18 protein-coding genes are annotated in these 19,304 nt (G+C 64.7%); 17 read left to right on the top strand and 1 reads right to left on the bottom strand.

Annotated elements, in window-relative coordinates:
* Window positions 1–65 precede the first annotated feature (65 nt).
* From PI86_RS09530 to PI86_RS09460, 17 genes are all read left to right on the top strand, one after another.
* Window positions 66–3,521 (top strand): adenylate/guanylate cyclase domain-containing protein, encoded by a 3,456-nt coding sequence (locus PI86_RS09530; protein WP_039321290.1) that lies wholly within the window; start codon window positions 66–68, stop codon window positions 3,519–3,521.
* Window positions 3,522–3,614: 93 nt separating this feature from the next.
* Window positions 3,615–4,664: a patatin-like phospholipase family protein gene (locus PI86_RS09525; RefSeq protein ID WP_039321288.1), complete on the top strand. Its 1,050-nt coding sequence runs from the start codon at window positions 3,615–3,617 to the stop codon at window positions 4,662–4,664.
* A 137-nt stretch (window positions 4,665–4,801) separates the two neighbouring features.
* Window positions 4,802–5,341 (top strand): HD domain-containing protein, encoded by a 540-nt coding sequence (locus PI86_RS09520; protein WP_200885194.1) that lies wholly within the window; start codon window positions 4,802–4,804, stop codon window positions 5,339–5,341.
* Window positions 5,342–5,815: 474 nt separating this feature from the next.
* The gene (locus PI86_RS17055) at window positions 5,816–6,157 is read left to right on the top strand and encodes a hypothetical protein (RefSeq protein ID WP_152608079.1); all 342 of its coding nucleotides are present in this window, start codon (window positions 5,816–5,818) and stop codon (window positions 6,155–6,157) included.
* 193 nt (window positions 6,158–6,350) lie between these two features.
* Window positions 6,351–8,648: a sigma-54-dependent transcriptional regulator gene (locus PI86_RS09515; protein ID WP_039321285.1), complete on the top strand. Its 2,298-nt coding sequence runs from the start codon at window positions 6,351–6,353 to the stop codon at window positions 8,646–8,648.
* A gap of 377 nt (window positions 8,649–9,025) precedes the next feature.
* Entirely contained in the window at window positions 9,026–9,214 is a 189-nt protein-coding gene (locus PI86_RS09510) for a DUF1843 domain-containing protein (protein WP_039321282.1), read from the top strand.
* 46 nt (window positions 9,215–9,260) lie between these two features.
* Window positions 9,261–9,878, top strand: a complete 618-nt coding sequence (locus PI86_RS09505) for a DUF1842 domain-containing protein (RefSeq protein ID WP_039321280.1) — start codon at window positions 9,261–9,263, stop codon at window positions 9,876–9,878.
* Between the two features lie 46 nt (window positions 9,879–9,924).
* Window positions 9,925–10,509 carry a DUF1842 domain-containing protein gene (locus PI86_RS09500; RefSeq protein WP_039321276.1) on the top strand — a complete coding sequence of 195 codons (585 nt, stop codon included), beginning with the start codon at window positions 9,925–9,927 and terminating at the stop codon, window positions 10,507–10,509.
* A gap of 101 nt (window positions 10,510–10,610) precedes the next feature.
* Window positions 10,611–12,059 carry a GDL motif peptide-associated radical SAM/SPASM maturase gene (locus PI86_RS09495; protein WP_039321274.1) on the top strand — a complete coding sequence of 483 codons (1,449 nt, stop codon included), beginning with the start codon at window positions 10,611–10,613 and terminating at the stop codon, window positions 12,057–12,059.
* A gap of 111 nt (window positions 12,060–12,170) precedes the next feature.
* Window positions 12,171–12,500: a hypothetical protein gene (locus tag PI86_RS09490; RefSeq protein WP_039321271.1), complete on the top strand. Its 330-nt coding sequence runs from the start codon at window positions 12,171–12,173 to the stop codon at window positions 12,498–12,500.
* Between the two features lie 277 nt (window positions 12,501–12,777).
* Entirely contained in the window at window positions 12,778–12,930 is a 153-nt protein-coding gene (locus PI86_RS17330; RefSeq protein ID WP_161792362.1) for a hypothetical protein, read from the top strand.
* A 964-nt stretch (window positions 12,931–13,894) separates the two neighbouring features.
* The gene (locus tag PI86_RS09485; protein ID WP_161792364.1) at window positions 13,895–14,680 is read left to right on the top strand and encodes an ABC transporter substrate-binding protein; all 786 of its coding nucleotides are present in this window, start codon (window positions 13,895–13,897) and stop codon (window positions 14,678–14,680) included.
* A 109-nt stretch (window positions 14,681–14,789) separates the two neighbouring features.
* On the top strand, window positions 14,790–14,978 hold the full coding sequence (locus tag PI86_RS17380) for a hypothetical protein (RefSeq protein WP_039321269.1): 189 nt from the start codon (window positions 14,790–14,792) through the stop codon (window positions 14,976–14,978).
* A 148-nt stretch (window positions 14,979–15,126) separates the two neighbouring features.
* A complete protein-coding gene (locus PI86_RS09475) occupies window positions 15,127–15,846 on the top strand; it encodes a response regulator transcription factor (protein ID WP_039321267.1) in 720 nt (239 codons plus the stop codon).
* A complete protein-coding gene (locus tag PI86_RS09470; protein WP_039321264.1) occupies window positions 15,846–17,336 on the top strand; it encodes a sensor histidine kinase in 1,491 nt (496 codons plus the stop codon). Before PI86_RS09475 ends, PI86_RS09470 begins: the two co-directional genes overlap by 1 nt.
* 103 nt (window positions 17,337–17,439) lie before the next feature.
* Window positions 17,440–17,658: a YgaP-like transmembrane domain gene (locus PI86_RS09465; RefSeq protein ID WP_039321262.1), complete on the top strand. Its 219-nt coding sequence runs from the start codon at window positions 17,440–17,442 to the stop codon at window positions 17,656–17,658.
* Window position 17,659: 1 nt separating this feature from the next.
* The gene (locus tag PI86_RS09460) at window positions 17,660–18,178 is read left to right on the top strand and encodes an RNA polymerase sigma factor (protein WP_039321259.1); all 519 of its coding nucleotides are present in this window, start codon (window positions 17,660–17,662) and stop codon (window positions 18,176–18,178) included.
* A gap of 24 nt (window positions 18,179–18,202) precedes the next feature.
* Here PI86_RS09460 and PI86_RS09455 read toward each other — a convergent pair whose 3' ends face one another.
* Window positions 18,203–19,303, bottom strand: a complete 1,101-nt coding sequence (locus PI86_RS09455; protein WP_039321257.1) for an AraC family transcriptional regulator — start codon at window positions 19,301–19,303, stop codon at window positions 18,203–18,205.
* Between the last annotated feature and the right edge of the window lies 1 nt (window position 19,304).

Genomic DNA, 19,304 nt, shown 5'->3' with positions numbered 1-19,304 from the left:
CCTGAATTCCCGCGGACGGTGGCGCATAATATTCCGATGTCGACCCTTGGCGGGAAGAGGGTTTTATGCGCTGCACACTCTGCGGGTCCGAGAATCCTCCCGGTGCGACGGTGTGCCAGGAATGTCAGGCCGTGCTGTCCCGCACGTGCGCGCAGTGCGGACATGAGACAGCGCCCGCCGCGCGCTTCTGCAGCAATTGCGGGGCGTCGCTCGCGACGCCTGCCGCCGCGCAGTCATTTTCCCGACCATCGGCTCCGGAGCCGTCGCCCACGCCGATTCATTACACGCCGGACCATCTTGCCGAGCGGATCCGCGCCGAACACGCGGCCATGGAAGCACGCGGCGAGCCTGCCGGCGAGCGCAAGACCGTGACCGCGCTGTTTGCCGACATGGCCGGCTCGACCGCCTTGATCCACGATCTCGATCCCGAAGTGGCGCATCGCCTGATCGTGCCGGTGGTCGAGCTGATGATGGAAGCGGTTCATTACTACGAAGGGTACGTCGCCAAATCGCTCGGCGACGGCATCCTTGCGTTGTTCGGCGCACCGATCGCCCACGAAGACCACGCACAGCGAGCGCTCTTCGCTGCGTTGCGCATGCAGCACGCGATGCGGCAGCATGGCGACCGCATCCGTCTGCAGGAAGGCATTCCTCTGCAGATTCGCGTCGGCGTTCACACGGGCGAGGTCGTCGTCCGTTCGATCCGCACCGACGACTTGCACACCGAATATGATCCGCTCGGGCATACGATCCACATCGCGTCGCGGATCGAGGGCATCGCCACGCCCACGTCGATTCTCGTCAGCGAGTCCACCCACAAGCTGGCCGAAGGCTATTTCGAGTTCAAGGCGCTGGGGGCCACGCAACTCAAGGGCATTCCCGCGCCGCTGTGCGTCTACGAGGTGCTTGGCCTGGGTGCGTTGCGCACGCGCCTGCAGCTGGCGGCGCACCGTGGTCTCGCGCGGTTCGTTGGCCGTGAAACGGAACTGGAACACCTGAACCGGGCCCTGGAGACCATGCGGGCCGGGCATGGGCGCGTGGTCGGCGTGGTGGGGGAGGCCGGTGTCGGCAAGTCGCGCCTGTTCCACGAGTTCAAGGAGCGTTCACGGCGCGGCGCGCTGGTGCTGGAGACGTTTTCGGTATCGCACGGCAAGGCGTTTTCCAATTTGCCGCTCATCGAACTCCTGAAGAACTATTTCCAGATCACGCCACAGGACGACGAGCGGCGCTGCCGGGAAAAGGTCATCGGCAAGGCGCTCGCGCTCGAGCGCAGTTTCGAGGACCTCGTGCCGTACGTCCTCTATCTGCTTGGCATCGGCGAGGGCGGGGCGGTACTCGTCGAGATGGATCCGCAGATCCGGCGCGACCGTACCTTCGATGCGATCCGGCAACTGCTCGTGCGCGAGAGCCAGAACCAGCCGGTCCATTTGCTGTTCGAGGATCTGCAATGGCTGGACCGCGAGACCGAGGCCTTCCTCACCTTCCTGATCGATCACGTGCCGGACGCACGCATCCTGCTGCTGGTGAACTACCGGCCCGAGTATCAGCCCGCGTGGGCGCGTGCAGCGCATTGGAGCAAGATCCGGCTCGAACCGCTTGGCCGCGCCGATGCGCAAGGGCTGCTCGCGGCGCTGCTCGGCGAGGATCGCACGCTCGTGCCGCTCAAGCAGCTCATTCTGGAGAAGACCGAGGGCAACCCGTTCTTCATGGAGGAGGTGGTCCAGACGCTGGTCGAAGAGAAGTCGCTGCTCGGCGATGCCGGGCGTTATCGGATCGTGGAGACGCCGGCGACGCTGCACATTCCGACCACCGTGCAGGGCGTGCTCGCCGCCCGGATCGACCGGCTTCCCATCGAGGAAAAGGAACTGCTGCAGGCGCTCGCCGTGATCGGCCACGAGTTTCCGTTCAGCCTGATCCAGCGGATCTGCGGTGAGGCGCAGGCGCGCGACGATGAACTGCGTCGTCTGCTCGCCCATCTGGAAGCGGCGGAGTTCATCTACGAGCGCCCCGCCTTTCCCGAGGTCAATTATTCGTTCAAGCACGCGCTGACTCAGGAAGTGGCCGGGCGCTCGTTGCTCACGGAGCGGCGCACCACGCTGCACGAGCGCACCGCGCAGGCGATCGAGGTGCTGTTCCCGACGCGTATCGCCGATTACTGCAGCGAGCTCGCACACCACTACAGCCAGAGCGGCAACATTCCCAAGGCGGTCGAATACCTGCATCGTGCGGCGCAGCAGGCGCTGCGCCATGCCGCCCATCACGATGCAATGAATCACCTGGGCGCAGCGCTGGCGTTGCTGAAGGGCTTGCCCGATAGCCCGATGCGTGCGCATTGGGAGCTGACGCTGCTGCTTTCCCTCGGGCCGGTCTTGATGGACGTGCGCGGGTATGGCGCGACGGAGGTGGGCGCGACCTATACGCGCGCGCTCGAATTGTGCGAGCGGACCGGCGACGCATCCCAACGCTTCGCGACGCAGTTGGGATTGCGGATGCACCACGTGGTGCGCGGCGAGTATGCGCTCGCGACCGATCTGGGCAAGCAGATGCTCGGTACGGCCCGGGATGCGAACGATCCGGGCTTCCTGATCGAGGCACATAGTGCGCTGGGTGCGTGCTTTTTCCTGCAGGGCGATTTCGGTGCTGCTCGCACGCACCTGGAACAGGCCCTTGCGATCTACGATCCGGAGCAGCATCAGGCGCACGTCTTCACCCACGGGGTGGATCCCGGCATTCGGGCGTTCAGTTTCCTGGTGTTGACCTTGTGGTTTCAGGGCTATCCCGATCAAGCGCTCAAACGTAGCGTTGACGCGCTCGCCCTTGCACAGGCCCTTGCGTATGGGCCATCGCTGGCGTTCAGTCTGACCTACACCGCGCACATGCATCAACTGCGGGGGGAGCCGGCGCTTGCTGCTGAGCGCGCGGAAGCGGTCATTGCCGTCTCGACCGAGCATGGCCTGCCGTACTGGCTCGCGTGCGGGATGCTGTTTCGCGGCTGGGCGATGAGCGCGCAAGGTGACATCGAGGGCGGCATTGCGCAGATGCGGCAGGGGCTCGATGCGCACCGGGCAGCCGGCGGCGAAGACCAGCGGCCTTATTTTCTCGCGTTGATCGCCGACAGCTACTGGCGCGCAGGTGACAAGCGCGCGGCACTCGGCACGCTGGACGAGGCGATGGCGATCGTCGAACAATCCGGAGAGCATTGCTACGAGGCCGAGCTGTACCGGCTCACGGGAGTCTATTTGGCTGCAGGGGCGAGCAAGGCAGGCACTGCAGCTGCATCCGATGACGAAGCCGTGGACTGTTTTCACCGAGCGATCGCGCGAGCACGCCGGCAGGGTGCCAGAGTGCTGGAATTGCGAGCGGCGACAGACCTTGCGCGGCTGTTGCAACGGCAGGGGAAGACGGTGGAGGCGAGGCAAGCGCTGTCCGAGGTGATCGCCTGCTTCACGGAAGGATTCGACACCAGCGACCTGCGCGAGGCGAAAGCGCTGCTGGATGGACTGGATGCGCGCACCGGATGAATGGACCGACGGCGCACGGCGACGTATCGTGTGACGACGTGCGGTCGACTACCTGTTGCTGCTCCGCATGAACGGAAAGCCGAGGAGACAGGCATGGCAACCACGCACGCAAGACGCCGCGACGATGTCCCGCGCAAACCGATCGCGCTGGCGTTGCAGGGCGGCGGGATGCACGGCGCCTTCACCTGGGGCGTGCTCGACCGGGTGCTCGAAGACGGCCGGCTCGCGATCGAAGGTGTCAGCGCGACCAGCGCCGGCGCGATGAATGCTGCCGTACTCGCATACGGGCTGCAAAAGGGCGGCGAGGACGGTGCGCGTGAGGCGCTGCACGACTTCTGGCACGCGGTCGCGCAATCGGCGGAGCGCTACAACCCGCTGCGCTGGGTGCCCTGGTTGAAGGGTACGCACAGCTTCGGGCTCGATCATTCGCCGCTTTATGCGTTCGCCGACATGATGCTGCGCGTTTTTTCGCCCTATCAGTTCAATCCGAACAACCTGAATCCGCTGCGCGAAGTGCTCGAAGGCCAGGTCGACTTCGACGCGCTGCGCAAGCACTGTCCGATCCGCTTGTATCTATGCGCAACCAACGTGGAGACGGGGAAAATTCGCATCTTCACGGGAGCGGATGTATGTGCGGACGCGGTACTTGCATCTGCATGCGTGCCGACACTGTTCCAGGCGGTCTCGATCGATGGCGAGTACTTCTGGGATGGCGGCTACATGGGTAATCCGGCCATCTATCCGCTTATCTACAATTGCGCGACGCGCGACGTCGTGATCGTGCACATCAATCCGATGGTGCGCCGCGGTGTACCGATCACGGCCGCGGAAATTCTCAACCGGATCAGCGAGATCAGTTTCAACTCGTCGCTGATGCGCGAGATGCGAGCCATCGCGTTCGTCACCGAACTGATCCAGCAAGGCACGATAAACCGCGGCGACATGAAGGAAATGCTGATCCATTCCATTCGCGCGGACGATGCTTTGTGTGCGTTGAGTGTATCGAGCAAGTACAACGCGGATTGGGGCTTTCTGAGCGAGCTGCGTGACCACGGACGACGCGAAGCGGATGCGTGGCTCGCGCATCACTACGGCAACATCGGACAGCGGTCGAGTATCGACATTCGCAGGGAATTTCTCTGAGCGCAGCGCGGTAATGCGGCATGGCGCGATCATGCGTAGCCGCCTCGAGCCAAGGAGCGAACGTGAACCGGACGCAGGCGCGGTTTGTCGCGTTGTGGTCGTGTAGCGGCGGGACACATGCCGAGGATGTCTACGGCATGCTGGCGCGCTGCTATGCGGAGCCGGCGCGCCATTACCATACGCTCGCGCATGTACGGCGATGTTTGCATCATCTCGACCTGGCGCGTGACGCGATTCCCGAACCGGACGCCGTCGAACTCGCGCTCTGGTTCCATGACGTGATTTTCGTGCCAGGCGCGCACGATAACGAGCAGCGTAGCGCGGACTGGTTCCGACGCCAGGCAGGGGGGCAAATCCGCGCGTGCGATCAGATCTGCGCGATGATTCTCGCCACGACCCACTCGGGCATTGCCGCAGAACCGGATACCCGCTTCGTGTGCGACATCGACCTGGCCGTGCTTGGCGCCTCTCGCAGCCGGTTTCGCGAAGACGGCCGGCGCCTCCGGGCAGAGCGGCCCGATCTTGACGACCGGGCTTATGACCTGCATGAGCGGACCATTCTGCGCGGGCTGCTCGTACGCCCGCGCATCTACCTGACCGATTTCTTCTACACGCTCTGCGAGACGCGAGCGCGCGAAAATTTGAGCTGGCGGCTGGGGTTGCCGGTTCCGGCATGATGACGACAGGCTGGTGCGCTGGCGCGATGATCGAGCGTAGCCGGGTTACATCGACGATCAACGCTGGCCGGCTCGTCCGTCCCGATCGAGCGCTCGTCGAATTTCCAGGGCTGGAACGCAAAGCCTTGTCAGAACTGCCTCCCGGCTCGCTCGCCGGTCAAACTCAAACGATTTGTGATGGTTGGCCGGGGCACGCGAGGGGCAATGAAGTCCGCTCAAGGAGCGGCTGACAACGGCTTTTCGGTAGTTGGATGCTGCGCCGAAATTCGCTGAAATCCTCTACCGGAGCGATTCGCTATTTTTTGAGTTATTCGTGACATGGCGGGCACGTGTGATTCAAATATAAACATATCAGCCCGATGACGAGATTCGAATGTTTATGGATGAAACGACTGAGTGACCCGCAAGGGCCGCGAAACTGCCGGCGAGCGTGGCTTCGCCAGGTCAATATTATTTCTGAAAGAATGTTGAAGAATGGTCTTCTCGCCGAAAGATCGTGTCGATGTTTACGATGAAATGGCTTCGATTTGTCGCAATAAATTCGTCACTGATGTTTCCGCGCGAAGGATTGATGCGCTGGAACATCCACTGTCGTGTCAAGTCACTGTGCGCGCGGCAGGATTTATTGAACAAACATGGCAATTGTTGCTGTTTTGGCTGGGGTTACGAGACAATCAAGCCCTATTTATTTCGATTCCAGAACGAATAAATCCCTCTACACTGTCTTCAGCAACGGCTGCGATACAGTCGCCCGGATTGCCGCAGGCGGGGCTGAAAGGTCGAAGCGTGAAGTACCGTGGTGATGTCTGGTTTTAAAAAAACAAGAAAATTGAAAAAGAACCGCTCTAGAGCCTAACCGAATAGGAAAGAGCATGCAAAGACCGGGGACTGATGTCCGCAGTGCGGGCACATTGCACGATTTCCGCGCAGCGGCGTGCGCCGAGACCACCGTTTGTCGGCTCGACATGGTCGTGCCTGCACCGGTATCGCGATTGCCGGGCGTCGCGCGATGAAGGGGATCCGGAACGGGGCCGCGCGCGGCCCGGACGGGTGCACGCACGGCAACGGCACGCTGGACGCGCATGTGCTGATCGGCGTGTCGGCAGCATTTCGCCAGTTGGTCCGGATGATCGATCGGGTGGCGCCGACCGACCATACGCTACTGATTGTCGGGCCAACCGGCTCCGGTAAGGAACTGGTGGCGCGGCGCCTTCACGCAAACGGCTCGCGATGCGACATGCCGTTTATCGACGTGAATTGCGGCGCCATACCCCATGACCTGATCGAGGCGGAGTTCTTCGGTCATGTCCGCGGCGCCTTTACTGGCGCGGTCGAAGACCACCGCGGCCTGTTCGACCAGGTCGGGGCCGGCACGCTCTTTCTCGACGAGATCGGCGAGCTGCCGTTTGCGCTACAGCCCAAACTGTTGCGCGTGCTCGAAACGCGCACGTTCCGTCCGATCGGCGCATCGGCCAGCCAGCGCTTTGCCGGACGCATCGTTGCGGCCACCCATCGAAACCTGCTGGAAGAGGCGCGCGTTGGCCGGTTCAGGGAAGACTTGTTCTACAGGCTTGCGGTTTTCATCCTCAATGTGCCGGGACTCGCGCAACGCAGCGAGGACATCCCGCTGCTGGCTGCGCATTTTGCAGCCCAGCAAACGCGCGCGATCGCGTTCACGCCGGCGGCAATCAAGCGGATGTGCGAGCATCCGTGGCCGGGCAACGTTCGCCAGTTACGCAATCTCGTCAGCCAGCTCAGCGTGTTCGCGGAGCATGCGCGGATCGATGCCGAAACGCTCGCGCCGTTTCTGGCCACGGACGCGCCCGACGCGACGGCATGTGCGCTGCTCGCGGACCGCCTGCTCGAGTTCGGTGGCAGCGACAAGCTGGCCGCAGCCGAACGCTTGCTCATCGACCGCGCGCTCGAGAGGACGTCGTATAACAAGAGCGCCGCGGCCGCGTTGCTCGGTGTCAGCCGGAAGGTCGTCGAGCGCCGGCTCAAGGCGCGCGAAGCGCAACACGGGGAGGCTCGGCAGTGCCTGGAGCGTGCGGAAGCGCTGGCGGGCGCCATCCAGTATCGCGAATCCGTCGCGCTGCTGCAGCGCTGCCTCGATCTCCTGCAAAAGGCCAGCCCGACCGAGGAGAGCCGCCGATTGCAGTTTGGCGCCTATCGCCTGCTTGCCGTGGTGCTGCGAGGCGTCCATGGCTGGCAATGTCCCGAAGCGACTGCTTGTTACGAGGCGGCCTTGTCGATCGGCGATGGCGTATGCGACGCACGCGAACTCGCCACGGTGCAGTTCGGCATCTGGACGACGCAACTGGTGACGCTGGAACTCACACGGGCGCGTGCCACTGCGCAGGAACTGCTTCACCGCGCGCACGCGATGGACGATCGGGCGATGCTCGACGACGCGCACGTCGCGTTGGCCAACACACTGTTCTGGCTCGGCGACAGTGAGGAAGCGCTGGCGTTGCTTTCCCGTGGCGGGCTGACCGGCATCGGCCGCGCCGATCGGCGGCTCGGCGTCTCGGGCGCCGATGTCGGAGGACTCGCATTGACGTTCGAGGGTCTCGCCGCTTTCCAGACTGGCGCACTCGACCACGCACGCGATGCCATGGACCGTTTGACCGAGCGAGCGGAACTCGATCCGCCGCATTTGCCCGGTTGCATGCTCGACCTGCAAGGCGCCGCGTGGCTTGCGATGCTCTTCAACGACGTCGAGCGGCTCGGGACCCTGACCCGTGCGTTCGACGCACTACCGGCGACCGGCGCACCGGCTTGTGCGGGCGGTGCGGTCCGGATTTTCAGGGCGTGCTATCTGAGTGCGATCGGCGAGTTCGGCGCCGCCGAGGCGATGCTGCTCGACGGCTATGAAAACGAAATCGAAAAGCAGGGCGGTGCGCTGTTCCATTCGGTCAAGGCCTGGAAGCACGGCGAGATACTGTTGAGCACGGGGCGCGCGCAGCAATGCGAAGTGCTCGTTTCCGACGCGCTCGACAAGGTGATCCGCCGGCAGGAGCGGGCCTATCTCGGTGAGCTGTTGATCCTCAAGGCGCGTGCGCAATCGATGCTGGGCGATACGGCGGGTGCCGAGCAAGGGTTGCGCATCGCGATCTCGACGGCGTTGGCGCTGGGCTCGGTGCCCGCTCGCCTTGCCGCGATGGGACATCTCGCGGATCTGTCGCGACCGCCTGCCCGCCCGACGTCGATCATCGAAGTGATCGACCGACCGTTGCACGTGCCCGTCGCGGCACGCCCGCCCACCACTCCGCTCCAGGATCCGGGCCTGCTTCCGGGCCTGCTGTAGCGATCGCGTCAACGCGATGTCCTGAACGCGCGGCACGGCGGATCGCGCGCGTGACACCTTCATCCCGAGACCGTGGCGAGCGGCGCATGCTGGCGCCGGGTCGACGCGCGCCGAAACTTTCCCGACCTTGCACGCCGGTACGCGTCCCCGGCGCGGGAGCGCGCGCTTGCATTCGGGAGATCGCGCGATCCCGCTGCGCATGGACATATTCGTCCATCGTGCAGCAAACGGCCGGACGAATTCGTCCTCTGATTGTCGCGTGGCAGCACCGCGCACGGACACCGGCCTGTCAATTCACGACTGGCACATCGGTTGCTTGATCTCGTGCTCGCGGAGATTCCGCGAATCGGCACGACTACCTTTTTAGCGAGAACGTGATGAACAGGGAAACCGGCCATGTCATTCCGCCTTACGGCGTAGCGATCCACCAGGCCATTTCGGAAGGAGACGTATCGAAGATGAAGGCCTTGCTCAGCCAGGCCGAAGAGGTGCTGAAGCAGCACGCGGACCTTGCCGCTGCGGTCGGCAAGCTCAAGCAGGAGATCGTGAGGCGCGAGCAGGCCTGAGTGGCCGCCGCACGCATCGCCGTCTTTTACCACGCAGGAGGACCAAATGTCAGAGAACGCACGTATCGGGCTTTTCCCGGCAGGCTACGTCATCGGCACCGGAATGCCGGGCGCACCGGCGCTCAGGCTCGCATTGCTCGTGGATACGCCCGAGGGCAGTGTGGTTGGCACCGCAACGATCGGGCAGGCAGTGAATCCGCCGGTCGACTTCCATGCCGATGTCTGGGGCAACTACACCTATATGGCGCTGATGCCGCCGGTCAACACGCGCATCCTGGTGACGCTGCAGGGCAACGACGGCGGCCCGAACTCGAATTCGATCGTGACGTTCCGGCTTCATCTCGTGCTGGAAAACGACTGGCAAAGCGGCGTTGCGTCGTACAGCTTTTTCGACAACGGCAGCTGGCGCGCCTTCGAGAATGTGCCGGCCAGGATCGATCGGGAATTCGTCCCCCTCGAGCCCGGCCCGGTGATCGTCGAGCCGCACGGCGGGCCGCGGCCTCTGTATGGTGCGCCCATTCAGCAAGCGGCGGCCTCCGGCGATCTCGCGCACATGAAGACGGTTGCAGCCGCGGCGAAGCACCAGTTGCAAAGCCGCGACGAAATTGCTGCTGCGCTGGCTGCGCTGAAGACTGAAATCGCGCGCCTGGAAGCCGGGAACTGAAACCGGCCGGGTTGCCCCGATCCTTATTCGCTACAGGAGCCATTCAATGTCCGCCGCTCTTTTTCCCGTGAATTTCCGCGTCGCAACGCCGGCTATCGGCGCACCTGTTCTGACGCTGGCGCTACTGATCAACTCGCCAGCCAAGAAGGCCAGCGGCGTGGCGCGCATCACCCAGACGACCTGGCCGCCGCTCGAATTCAGTGCGCAGGTGTGGGGCCAGTTCAGCCCGATCGTGCTCACGCCCGGCGGCAAGACGCAACTCGTCCTCAGCCTGCAGGGCAATCCATCCGGGCCGACCAGCGGCCTGGCCGAAACGTTCCGCCTGCAGGGCATCGTCGAGGCGGACTGGAAGTCGGGGGTCGCCAGCTACCGGTTCTTCGAAGGGGAGCGCTGGCATGAAGTCGAGCACGCGATCATGACGGTGACCGGCGCGCTGCAACCGTTCGAACCTCGTCATCCGGTCACGCCGCTGTACGGCGTCGGCCTGCAGCAGGCGAGGCAATCGGGCGATCTCGGCCGAATGAAGGCGCTCGCCCGCCAGGCCGAACAACAGCTCGCCGATGCAGGCCGTATCGAGGCAGCCCTTGCCGGCCTGGACGCCGAGATAGCCCGGCTGGAAGCCGGGCGCTGAGCACGTGCGAGGCGGCGGTGCCTGCCGCGGTGCGGCGGCCGCCGCCGACGACCGGTCGGTGAGTGGCTGGTGCAGGATAGACGAAACGCGAGGATATCGAAATGGACGAGAATCAAGTGCGCCCGGTTCGCTTCCTGAGTGAACAGGACTACGAACGGTTCGTCCCGGTTCACGTCGTGTGGGAAATCACGCTGGCTTGCGACCTGAAGTGCCTGCACTGCGGATCGCGTGCGGGCCACCGACGCACCAACGAACTGTCGACCGGCGAGTGTCTCGACGTGATCGATGCGCTGGCCAGGCTCGGTACGCGAGAAGTGTCGATGATCGGAGGTGAGGCTTACCTGCGCAAGGACTGGGCGCAACTCATCAAGGCAATCCGCTCGCACGGGATGTACTGCGCGGTGCAGACAGGTGGCCGCAATCTGACACCTGCCCGGCTCGCGCAGGCCGTCGAAGCGGGCCTCAACGGACTGGGGGTATCGCTGGACGGGCTGGCGCCACTGCACGACAAGTTGCGCAATGTCCCGGGATCGTTCGACCGGGCCGTGGATACCCTGAAGCGTGCCCGTGCGCACGGTCTCGCGGTCAGCGTGAACACGCAGATCGGTTCGGCAACGATGCGCGATCTCCCGGCATTGATGGATACGATCATCGAGATCGGGGCGACACACTGGCAGATTCAGTTGACGGTCGCGATGGGCAACGCGGTCGATCACGACGAATTGCTCCTGCAGCCGTACCAGCTCGAGGAGTTGATGCCGCTGCTCGCCGAGCTCTACAAGCGGGGGCTCGACCGCGGCCTGCTGATGAACGTCGGCAACAACATCGGCTACTTCGGGCCGCATGAGCATCTGTGGCGCGGCTTCGGGGACGAGCGGGTGCACTGGACCGGATGTGCGGCCGGGCAGACCGTCATCGCGCTCGAAGCGGACGGCACCGTCAAGGGGTGTCCGTCGCTCGCGACGGTCGGGTTCGCGGGCGGCAACGTTCGGGATCTGTCGCTGGAGGAGATCTGGCGCACGAGCGAGGCGATCCATTTCGGCCGACTTCGCTCGGTGGACGACCTGTGGGGCTTCTGTCGCACGTGTTACTACGCCGATGTGTGTCGTGGCGGCTGCACGTGGACCTCGCATTCGCTGCTCGGCAAGCCGGGCAACAATCCTTATTGCCACTATCGCGTGCTCGAATTGAAGAAGCAGGGGCTGCGCGAGCGCATCGAGAAGATCGAGGAGGCGGCGCCTGCGTCGTTCGCGGTGGGTCGCTTCGATCTGGTCACCGAACGCATTTCGGACGGCACACCTGTATCGAGCATTTCCCGCTCGGGACAGACCGTCGAACTCGCGTGGAAACACAAGGGCAAGCGTGCGCCGGAGGTCGGGAGAGTCCCGCCGAGGCTGGCCGTGTGCCGAGCCTGCAACAGCTACGTGCATCAGCATGAGTCCCGGTGCCCGCACTGCGGGGCGGACGTTGCGGCCGCCGAGCGTGCTTACGAACAGGACGCGCAGCGTCGTCATGCACTCATCGAGGAGGTCGAGCGGCTGTTGAGTTGAGTGAGCCTGGGCGCGCATCTCCTCGATCTTCGAGTGGAGTCCAGGAACCACTTTAAAAAACGGTGACCAGGTTCGATCGGTCATGAAACACGGACTTTATGGGGAATATTCATGAGCAACGTCCAAGCGGAAGTGGCGCCGGTGACCGGTGTCGGTACGTACAGCTGGGAACTGTCGTTGTATGAATACCAGGGAACCTGCTGGATCAAGTGGTCCACGAATGCGCCGTTTCGCGCACAGCAAGGGCGAGTCTGCCTGTATTCGGGAAGCTTTCCCGCCAATCCGACCGATGCGAAGTCGTGGAGCTGGGATAACGAAAACGACCACAATTTCAATACGAAGCAGCCGTGGGGGGCCGGGTGGTGTGCGGCATACATTGCCGAACGGAGCCCGAACGGGCCGTACACCTATCTCGCGAAAACCCAGGTGACGAGAACGTGAGTCCGCTTGTCGCACGGCAGGACTCACTCCGATAGGCAATGGGGGCGTCGTCTGGATCTGACGGGTTGCCGTCGAATCGTTCGATGTGCCGGTGTGCAATGCGAACGCCCCCATCTGCCACGCGTGCTGAACTGTCCGTCAGAGACCGGAGCGACCGTCATGAAATTGCGTGGCGAATCATGACATGTCTGGATGGTGTCGTCGAACGATGCCGGCCGCTTTCCGTCCGGGTTGCAATGACATCACCCGGGCCTAGGTTCGAAACGAGGCCCGGCTGTTGGCGTCGAATGGCATCAATGCGGTGCGAGTCGGCGTGATTGGTTCGGCGGCGGCGTCGGCGCCGGGCATCTACGACGATGCCTGTCTCTCTGCTATTCCGAAGACGGTCGCGATGCTGGCCGCGCACGGGATCATGTCGCTGATCGATTAATCGTGGCGGGAGGCGAGCGCGATCTCGAATCGGCGGACGATCTTCTTGCGAGCCGTGAACAGCCGACCCGCGCGCTGCTCGGGCCGGTCGGCGACCCCCGCGTGAGCGGCATGCATGTCGTATCACGGCGCGTGTCTTCCGGTCCGGCCGGATTCATTCGGTGATGCGGGCGGGCGACGTCGCTTTCTCGTCAGCACCTGTCCGCGACCAGGATGACGGAAATCCGGCTTGAGAGGCCGAACGGGAAACATTGCGGGCATTGGCTCACGGCACGGGCGCGATTCAAACGTGAACTAATTGTGAAGTTTTCCGGGTGATCCGGTCGGGGCCGCAGTAATCCATCCACGCCCGGTCTGACTTTCGGGCTATGGCAAGGATTTTTCGATGTGTGCCCTTGAGGAATATGGCTGTGTCGGGCATGTGACGATTGCCAATTAGATCGCTCCCTGGGTGATGAAGCGGTTCGACGCGCAGATGTGGAACCGTACGGAATGCGGTCGATTATTTTCGATGCGTCGCATAGTAATCGAATGAAGCCGACGCGTCGAAATTCCGGATGCTCAATCGGATAAGGCACAATAGAGCCGGAATCGGTGATCTGAAAAAGGCCCACGCTTGCGTGTGTCGAATCAAGCACGGCGGAAGAGCCCGCTATTCCCCGAAACAGAGGACGGAAAATCGTCCGTCTCGTCGTCGCGTTATCCAGTATTTATTCGCCCCGGTCGTTTCATCGATGCAATCCGCACGAGACGCCGAAAGATTGCCTCCGTTGCTTGGCGGCAATGCCGGCGCATTGCCGCGGTGGAGGAATGCCGGGCTGAGGCGGCGCGGCGACCGATGGCGACCGACGGTGGGGGGCTCGGCAGCTGTCATGCAGGTGTCCGGTTTCGACGAATCAGGCGTCGTCACCCGTTTCGAATCGATCTGTTCGAAGGGTAAATGCCAGCGCAGTTATTTCAACTACATGGAGAAAATAATGAAGAGGATCATGATCGGACTGGTTGCGCTTGCCATGTCTGCAACCGGGTTTGCCAAGGAATGGACGACGATTCGCATTGGCGTCGACCCGTCCTATCCTCCGTTCGAATACAAGAAACCGTCCGGCGAATTGACGGGCTTCGGCGTGGACCTCGGTAATGAAGTGTGCAGGCGCCTCAATGCGAAATGCCTCTGGGTCGAAAATGCGTTCGACGGCATGATTCCCGGTCTGAAGGCGCGGAAATTCGACGCGATCCTGTCGTCGATGTCGATGACGCCCGCGCGATTGAAGCAAATCGATTTTTCGAACAAGACGGCGCACGCACCGACGTTTCTTGTCGCGAAAAAGGGCTCGGGTATCCAGCCGACGCCGGAATCGCTCAAGGGTAAAGCCGTGGGCGTGCTGCAAGGCTCGATGCAGGAGACCTATGCGAAGGCGCATTGGGAAGGTATCGGCGCGCGCATCCTGTCGTATCAGAACCAGGATCAGGTGTATGCCGACCTGACCAACGGCCGGCTCGATGCTGCGTTGCAAAACGGCGTGCAAGCATCGCGCGGCTTCTTGAATACGCCGCAAGGCAAGGACTACGCGTTCGCGGGCGGTGAACTGAGCGATCCGAAGATTTTCGGACCGGGTCAGGGCATCGGCATTCGCAAGGAAGACACGGACCTGAAGGACAAGATCAACACGGCGCTCGCCGCGATCCGTGCCGACGGGACGTACGACAAAATCGCCGGTCGCTATTTCAATTTCGACATCTACGGCAATTGAGCGCGTGCGCGTCCTGCCCGCCGCACCGGGTGACGGGCGCGTGACGTAACCGGCGCGGCGGAACGAAGCGGCGGCATGGCGATGTGTCCGCCGCGCCGACGAGCTGAAGGTGTCGCGAATTACCACGCTGGTGCCGGGTGTGATCACCGTGCTGCTCGGCATCGCGGTCGAGCAGCAGAACATCGCGTTCATGGTGTCGCTTGCGTTTGCGGTGGCTTTCGTTTCAGGGGGCGGACCGCAAGGCCTTTCGGGTATTGGCTCACAGGACAGCCGCGATTCAAACTTAAACGAATTGTGACCCCTGCCTCCGGCAAAATTTTGCACAATGGCGACAGCGCGGCGTTGCGCCGCGATTCGCCCCGGGCAGGCCGGCTTTCCGGACCCTGGCCGGCCAGAACCGCCGTTCGAGACCGAAGACCGCCACCGACGTGCCGCCGCCGACCGCCATGGACCACCCCAAACGCATCCTGATCGTCGAAGACGATGCCGACATCGCCGACGTGCTGAGCCTGCACCTGCGCGACGAGCGCTACGAAGTCGTGCACAGCGCGGACGGCACGGAAGGCCTGCGCCTGCTCGAACAGGGCAACTGGGACGCGCTGATCCTCGACCTGATGCTGCCGGGCGTCGACGGCCTGGAAATCTGCCGCCGCGCGCGCGCGATGGCCCGCTACACGCCGATCATCATCACGAGCGCGCGTTCGAGCGAGGTGCACCGGATCCTCGGCCTCGAGCTCGGCGCCGACGACTACCTGGCAAAGCCGTTCTCGGTGCTGGAACTCGTCGCACGGGTCAAGGCGCTGCTGCGGCGCGTCGACGCGCTCGCGCGCGATTCGCGGATCGACGCGGGCACGCTCGACCTCGCGGGGCTGTCGATCGACCCGATCGCACGGGAAGCGGCCGTCGACGGCGCGCGCATCGACCTCACGCCGCGCGAGTTCGACCTGCTGTATTTCTTCGCGCGGCATCCGGGCAAGGTGTTCTCGCGGATGGACCTGCTCAATGCCGTGTGGGGCTACCAGCACGAAGGCTACGAACACACGGTCAACACCCACATCAACCGGCTGCGCGCGAAGATCGAGGCCGATCCGGCCGAGCCCGTGCGGATCCTCACCGTGTGGGGACGCGGCTACAAGCTCGCCGCGCCGGGCCAGCGGGACACGTGATGAAACTGACCCTCACCCAGCGGCTGTCGTGCGTGTTCGCGGTGCTGCTGCTCGCCTGCTCGGGCGCGTCGGCATGGCTGCAGATCCGCGCGAACGACATGCGCGAGAAGGAAGTCGTGCAGGGCCTGTCGCGCGATCTCGCCGCCCACATCGCGAGCAGCACGCCGCTGATGGATGCGAGCGGGCTGCGCCCGGACGCCGTACGCACGCTGTTCGGCCAGCTGATGGGCGTGAACCCGAGCGTCGAGGTGTACCTGCTCGACAACGCGGGGCGCATCAAGGGCGACGACGCGCCACCGGGCCACGTGAAGCGCGACCGCGTCGATCTCGCGCCGGTGCAGCGCTTCATCGCGGGCGAGCCGCTGCCGATCCTCGGTGACGATCCGCGCAGCCCCGATGCGCGCAAGGTGTTCAGCGCCGCGCCGCTGCAGCGTGCGGGGCAGCCGCCGTCGGGCTATATCTACGTGGTGCTGCTCGGCGAAGCGCACGACCGGCTGGCCGCGCGCGTCGATGCCGGCAACGTGCTGCGCACGACGCTGTGGTCGATGGCGGTCGTCGCGCTGCTCGGCCTGCTCGCGGGCCTGACTGCGTTCAGCTTCATCACGCGCCCGCTGCGCAGGCTGACCGACGCGATGCGCCGTTTCGACGCGAACGGCACGCCCGACACGCAGCCGCCGGTGCCGCGCTCGCCGTCGGGGCGGCGCGGCGACGACATCGTGGTGCTCGAATCCGCGTTCGCGCAGATGGCCGACCGGATCGGCGACCAGTGGCGCGCGCTGACGCGCCAGGACCAGCAGCGGCGCGAACTGATCACGAACATCTCGCACGACCTGCGCACGCCGCTGACGTCGTTGCACGGCTATCTGGAGACCCTGTCGCTGAAGTCCGACACGCTCGCCGAGCCCGAACGCCGCCGCTACCTGTCGATCGCGCTCGCGCAGAGCACGAAGGTCGGCCGGCTCGCGCAGGCGTTGTTCGAGCTCGCCCGGCTCGAATCGGGCAGCGTGCAGGCCGAACGCGAACCGTTCTCGCTCGTCGATCTCGTGCAGGACGTATTCCAGAAGTTCGAGCTGACCGCGCAGGCACGCGGCGTCATGCTGCATGCGCGCATCCCGCCGCGCGTGCCGGTCGTGTCGGCCGATCTCGGGATGATCGAGCGCGTGCTGACCAACCTGCTCGACAACGCCTTGCGGCACACGCCGCAGCACGGCGAAGTCGAGGTCGCGCTGACGCCGCAGGACGATCGGGTGGTCGTGACCGTGTCCGATACCGGCGAAGGGATCCCGCCCGCGCGGCGCGAAGGGCTGTTCCAGCGGCCGCAGCGGCCGATCAGCGGAGGCGCGGCGACGAGCGGCGGGCTCGGGCTGCTGATCGTGCACCGGATGCTGGTGCTCAACGGCAGCGGCATCCGGCTCGTCGATCGGGACGGGCGCGGCGCGGTGTTCGAGTTTGCGCTGAAGGTGGCGTCGGGCGCCGACGGCGCGCGCTGACGCGGGTATCGAAAAAAATTAAACGGGGCGCGAACCGGATCGCCGTGCGCGGCCCTCTTGGTGGGCGAGAGGTCTTCTCTCGACAACCTGAAAGAGGCTCCCGATGTTCTATGTGAAGAATGTTCCCGGTTGGGAACGCGTGGTCCGGATCGCGCTGGGCGTGGTCGTCGCCGTGCTGGCGCTGGTGTTGATCAAGGGCGTTGCCGGCATCGCCGTGGCGGTGGCGGCGGCCGGCCTCGTCGTGTCCGGCATGGTCGGCTTCTGCCCGGCGTGCGCGATGGTCGGCCGCCGTCTCGGCCAGTCGCGCGACGCGAAGGACTGAGATGCCGACCGACGAGCAGCGGCTGAATGCCATCGAGGCCGCCCGCACGGGCGACCCGCTCGCGCTCGAACGGCTGCTGCGCCTGTGCCAGCCCGACGCGCGTCGCTATGCGCAGCGCAACTGTTTCATTTCCGACGTCGACGACGCGGTGCAGGAAGCGCTGCTGATCGTGGCGCGCAAGGTGACCTCGGTGCGCACGCTGGCCGCGTTCTCGGGCTGGCTGTTCAGCGTCGTGCGCCGGGAGTGCCGTCGGCTCGGGCGCAAGGCGTTGCACTACGATCCGTACGACGAGGAAAAGGTCGACCGATGGCTGGCCGGCCGCGACACGGATGCGCTGCGGCGTGAGCTGGTCGATGCGCTGGAGTCGCTGCCGCAGGACTATCGCGACCTCCTGCTGATGCGCGATTTCGAGGAGCTCACGATTGCCGAGATCGCGGCACGCACCGGGCTGTCGCCGGCTGCCGCGAAGAGCCGCCTGCATCGTGCCCGCACGCTGGCGCGCGAATACCTGCTCGCCTAGGCCCGCCGCGCACATTCGCCACGTTCACCCGCCGCGCTTGCGCCGCACCTCGCTCGGTGTCGTGCCGGTCCAGCGCTTGAACGCATGGCGGAACCCGACCGCGTCGCTGAAGCCGAGCGTCAGCGCGATGTCCTCGGTGCTGAGCGTGGTGGTGCTCAGGTAATCGATCGCCAGCGCCTTGCGCACGCTCGTCAGCAGCTCGCTGTACGACGTGCCTTCGGCGTCGAGCTTGCGGCGCAGCGTGCGCGACGTCATGCACAGGGTGTCAGCGATCGCGTCGATGTCCGGAAACTGCCCGGGCGTGCGCGTGAGTTCCTGATAGACGCGTCGCGTGACGCCGGCCTGGCTGCGCAATTCGTCGAGCAGGCGCGCGCAGTGCGACGACACCTGCGCGGCAGTGATCGGATTCGCGAGCTGCGGCGCGCGCGTGAGCCACGCGGCCGGGTAGCTGAGCACATGGTACGGCTGGTCGAACGTGATCGGGCATTCGAGCGCATCGGCGAGCTGCGCCGCATGCGCGGGCCGCGGCTGCGCGAACTGCGCGCGGGCCGGCACGCACCACGCGCCCATCACGTCCTTGATGATCGTCACGTGCAGCGCGAACTGCATGTCGATCAGGAAGCGGTACAGCGGCAGGTCGGCAGCGGGCAGCGCGGCTTCGTGCGGAGCGGGGAACAGCCACGACGCGGTGTCGCCCTGTTCGACCCAGCGGATCGCGAGCATGCCGTTCGCGAGCTGGTGATATTTGACGGCGGAATCGAACGCGTGCGCGAGCGATTCCGAGCACAGCATCGCGTAGCCGTACATCCCGTAGCTCGACGCATGCAGCCGGTGGCCGACGCGCACGCCGAGATCGGAGCCGTCGTAGCGGCCGATCGCGTTGCGTGCGGCGGTCAGGAACTGCAGCGACGACGTGAGCGTGAACGGGTCGGCGATGGCGTCCGGCGACAGGCCGGTGCCGTCGAGCACGGCGGCCGGGTCGAGGCCGAGTTCCTGGATGACGCCGACGAGCACGGCCAGCTTCGCCGGCGAGAAGCGCTTCTCGTACGACGCGTGGGCGAGCGGGGCATCCGGCGGCGGGGGGCCGCCGGTGGCCGTCGGGGTCAAGAGCGCACTGCGCGGCATG

The sequence above is a fragment of the Burkholderia sp. A9 genome (genome assembly GCF_000801975.1).
Note: the sequence above shows the minus strand (reverse complement) of the source record. Positions and strands in the feature narration are given on the sequence as shown.

What these genes read in the sequence shown, in the direction of transcription:
- PI86_RS09530 (WP_039321290.1), top strand. Translation starts at nt 66, where the DNA reads ATGCGCTGCACACTCTGCGGGTCCGAGAATCCTCCCGGTGCGACGGTG.
- PI86_RS09500 (WP_039321276.1), top strand. Translation starts at nt 9,925, where the DNA reads ATGTCCGCCGCTCTTTTTCCCGTGAATTTCCGCGTCGCAACGCCGGCT.
- PI86_RS09505 (WP_039321280.1), top strand. Translation starts at nt 9,261, where the DNA reads ATGTCAGAGAACGCACGTATCGGGCTTTTCCCGGCAGGCTACGTCATC.
- PI86_RS09460 (WP_039321259.1), top strand. Translation starts at nt 17,660, where the DNA reads ATGCCGACCGACGAGCAGCGGCTGAATGCCATCGAGGCCGCCCGCACG.
- PI86_RS09520 (WP_200885194.1), top strand. Translation starts at nt 4,802, where the DNA reads ATGCTGGCGCGCTGCTATGCGGAGCCGGCGCGCCATTACCATACGCTC.
- PI86_RS09470 (WP_039321264.1), top strand. Translation starts at nt 15,846, where the DNA reads ATGAAACTGACCCTCACCCAGCGGCTGTCGTGCGTGTTCGCGGTGCTG.
- PI86_RS09525 (WP_039321288.1), top strand. Translation starts at nt 3,615, where the DNA reads ATGGCAACCACGCACGCAAGACGCCGCGACGATGTCCCGCGCAAACCG.
- PI86_RS09490 (WP_039321271.1), top strand. Translation starts at nt 12,171, where the DNA reads ATGAGCAACGTCCAAGCGGAAGTGGCGCCGGTGACCGGTGTCGGTACG.
- PI86_RS09465 (WP_039321262.1), top strand. Translation starts at nt 17,440, where the DNA reads ATGTTCTATGTGAAGAATGTTCCCGGTTGGGAACGCGTGGTCCGGATC.
- PI86_RS09455 (WP_039321257.1), bottom strand. Translation starts at nt 19,303, where the DNA reads ATGCCGCGCAGTGCGCTCTTGACCCCGACGGCCACCGGCGGCCCCCCG.
- PI86_RS09485 (WP_161792364.1), top strand. Translation starts at nt 13,895, where the DNA reads ATGGAGAAAATAATGAAGAGGATCATGATCGGACTGGTTGCGCTTGCC.
- PI86_RS09510 (WP_039321282.1), top strand. Translation starts at nt 9,026, where the DNA reads ATGAACAGGGAAACCGGCCATGTCATTCCGCCTTACGGCGTAGCGATC.
- PI86_RS09515 (WP_039321285.1), top strand. Translation starts at nt 6,351, where the DNA reads ATGAAGGGGATCCGGAACGGGGCCGCGCGCGGCCCGGACGGGTGCACG.
- PI86_RS09495 (WP_039321274.1), top strand. Translation starts at nt 10,611, where the DNA reads ATGGACGAGAATCAAGTGCGCCCGGTTCGCTTCCTGAGTGAACAGGAC.
- PI86_RS17055 (WP_152608079.1), top strand. Translation starts at nt 5,816, where the DNA reads ATGGTCTTCTCGCCGAAAGATCGTGTCGATGTTTACGATGAAATGGCT.
- PI86_RS09475 (WP_039321267.1), top strand. Translation starts at nt 15,127, where the DNA reads ATGGACCACCCCAAACGCATCCTGATCGTCGAAGACGATGCCGACATC.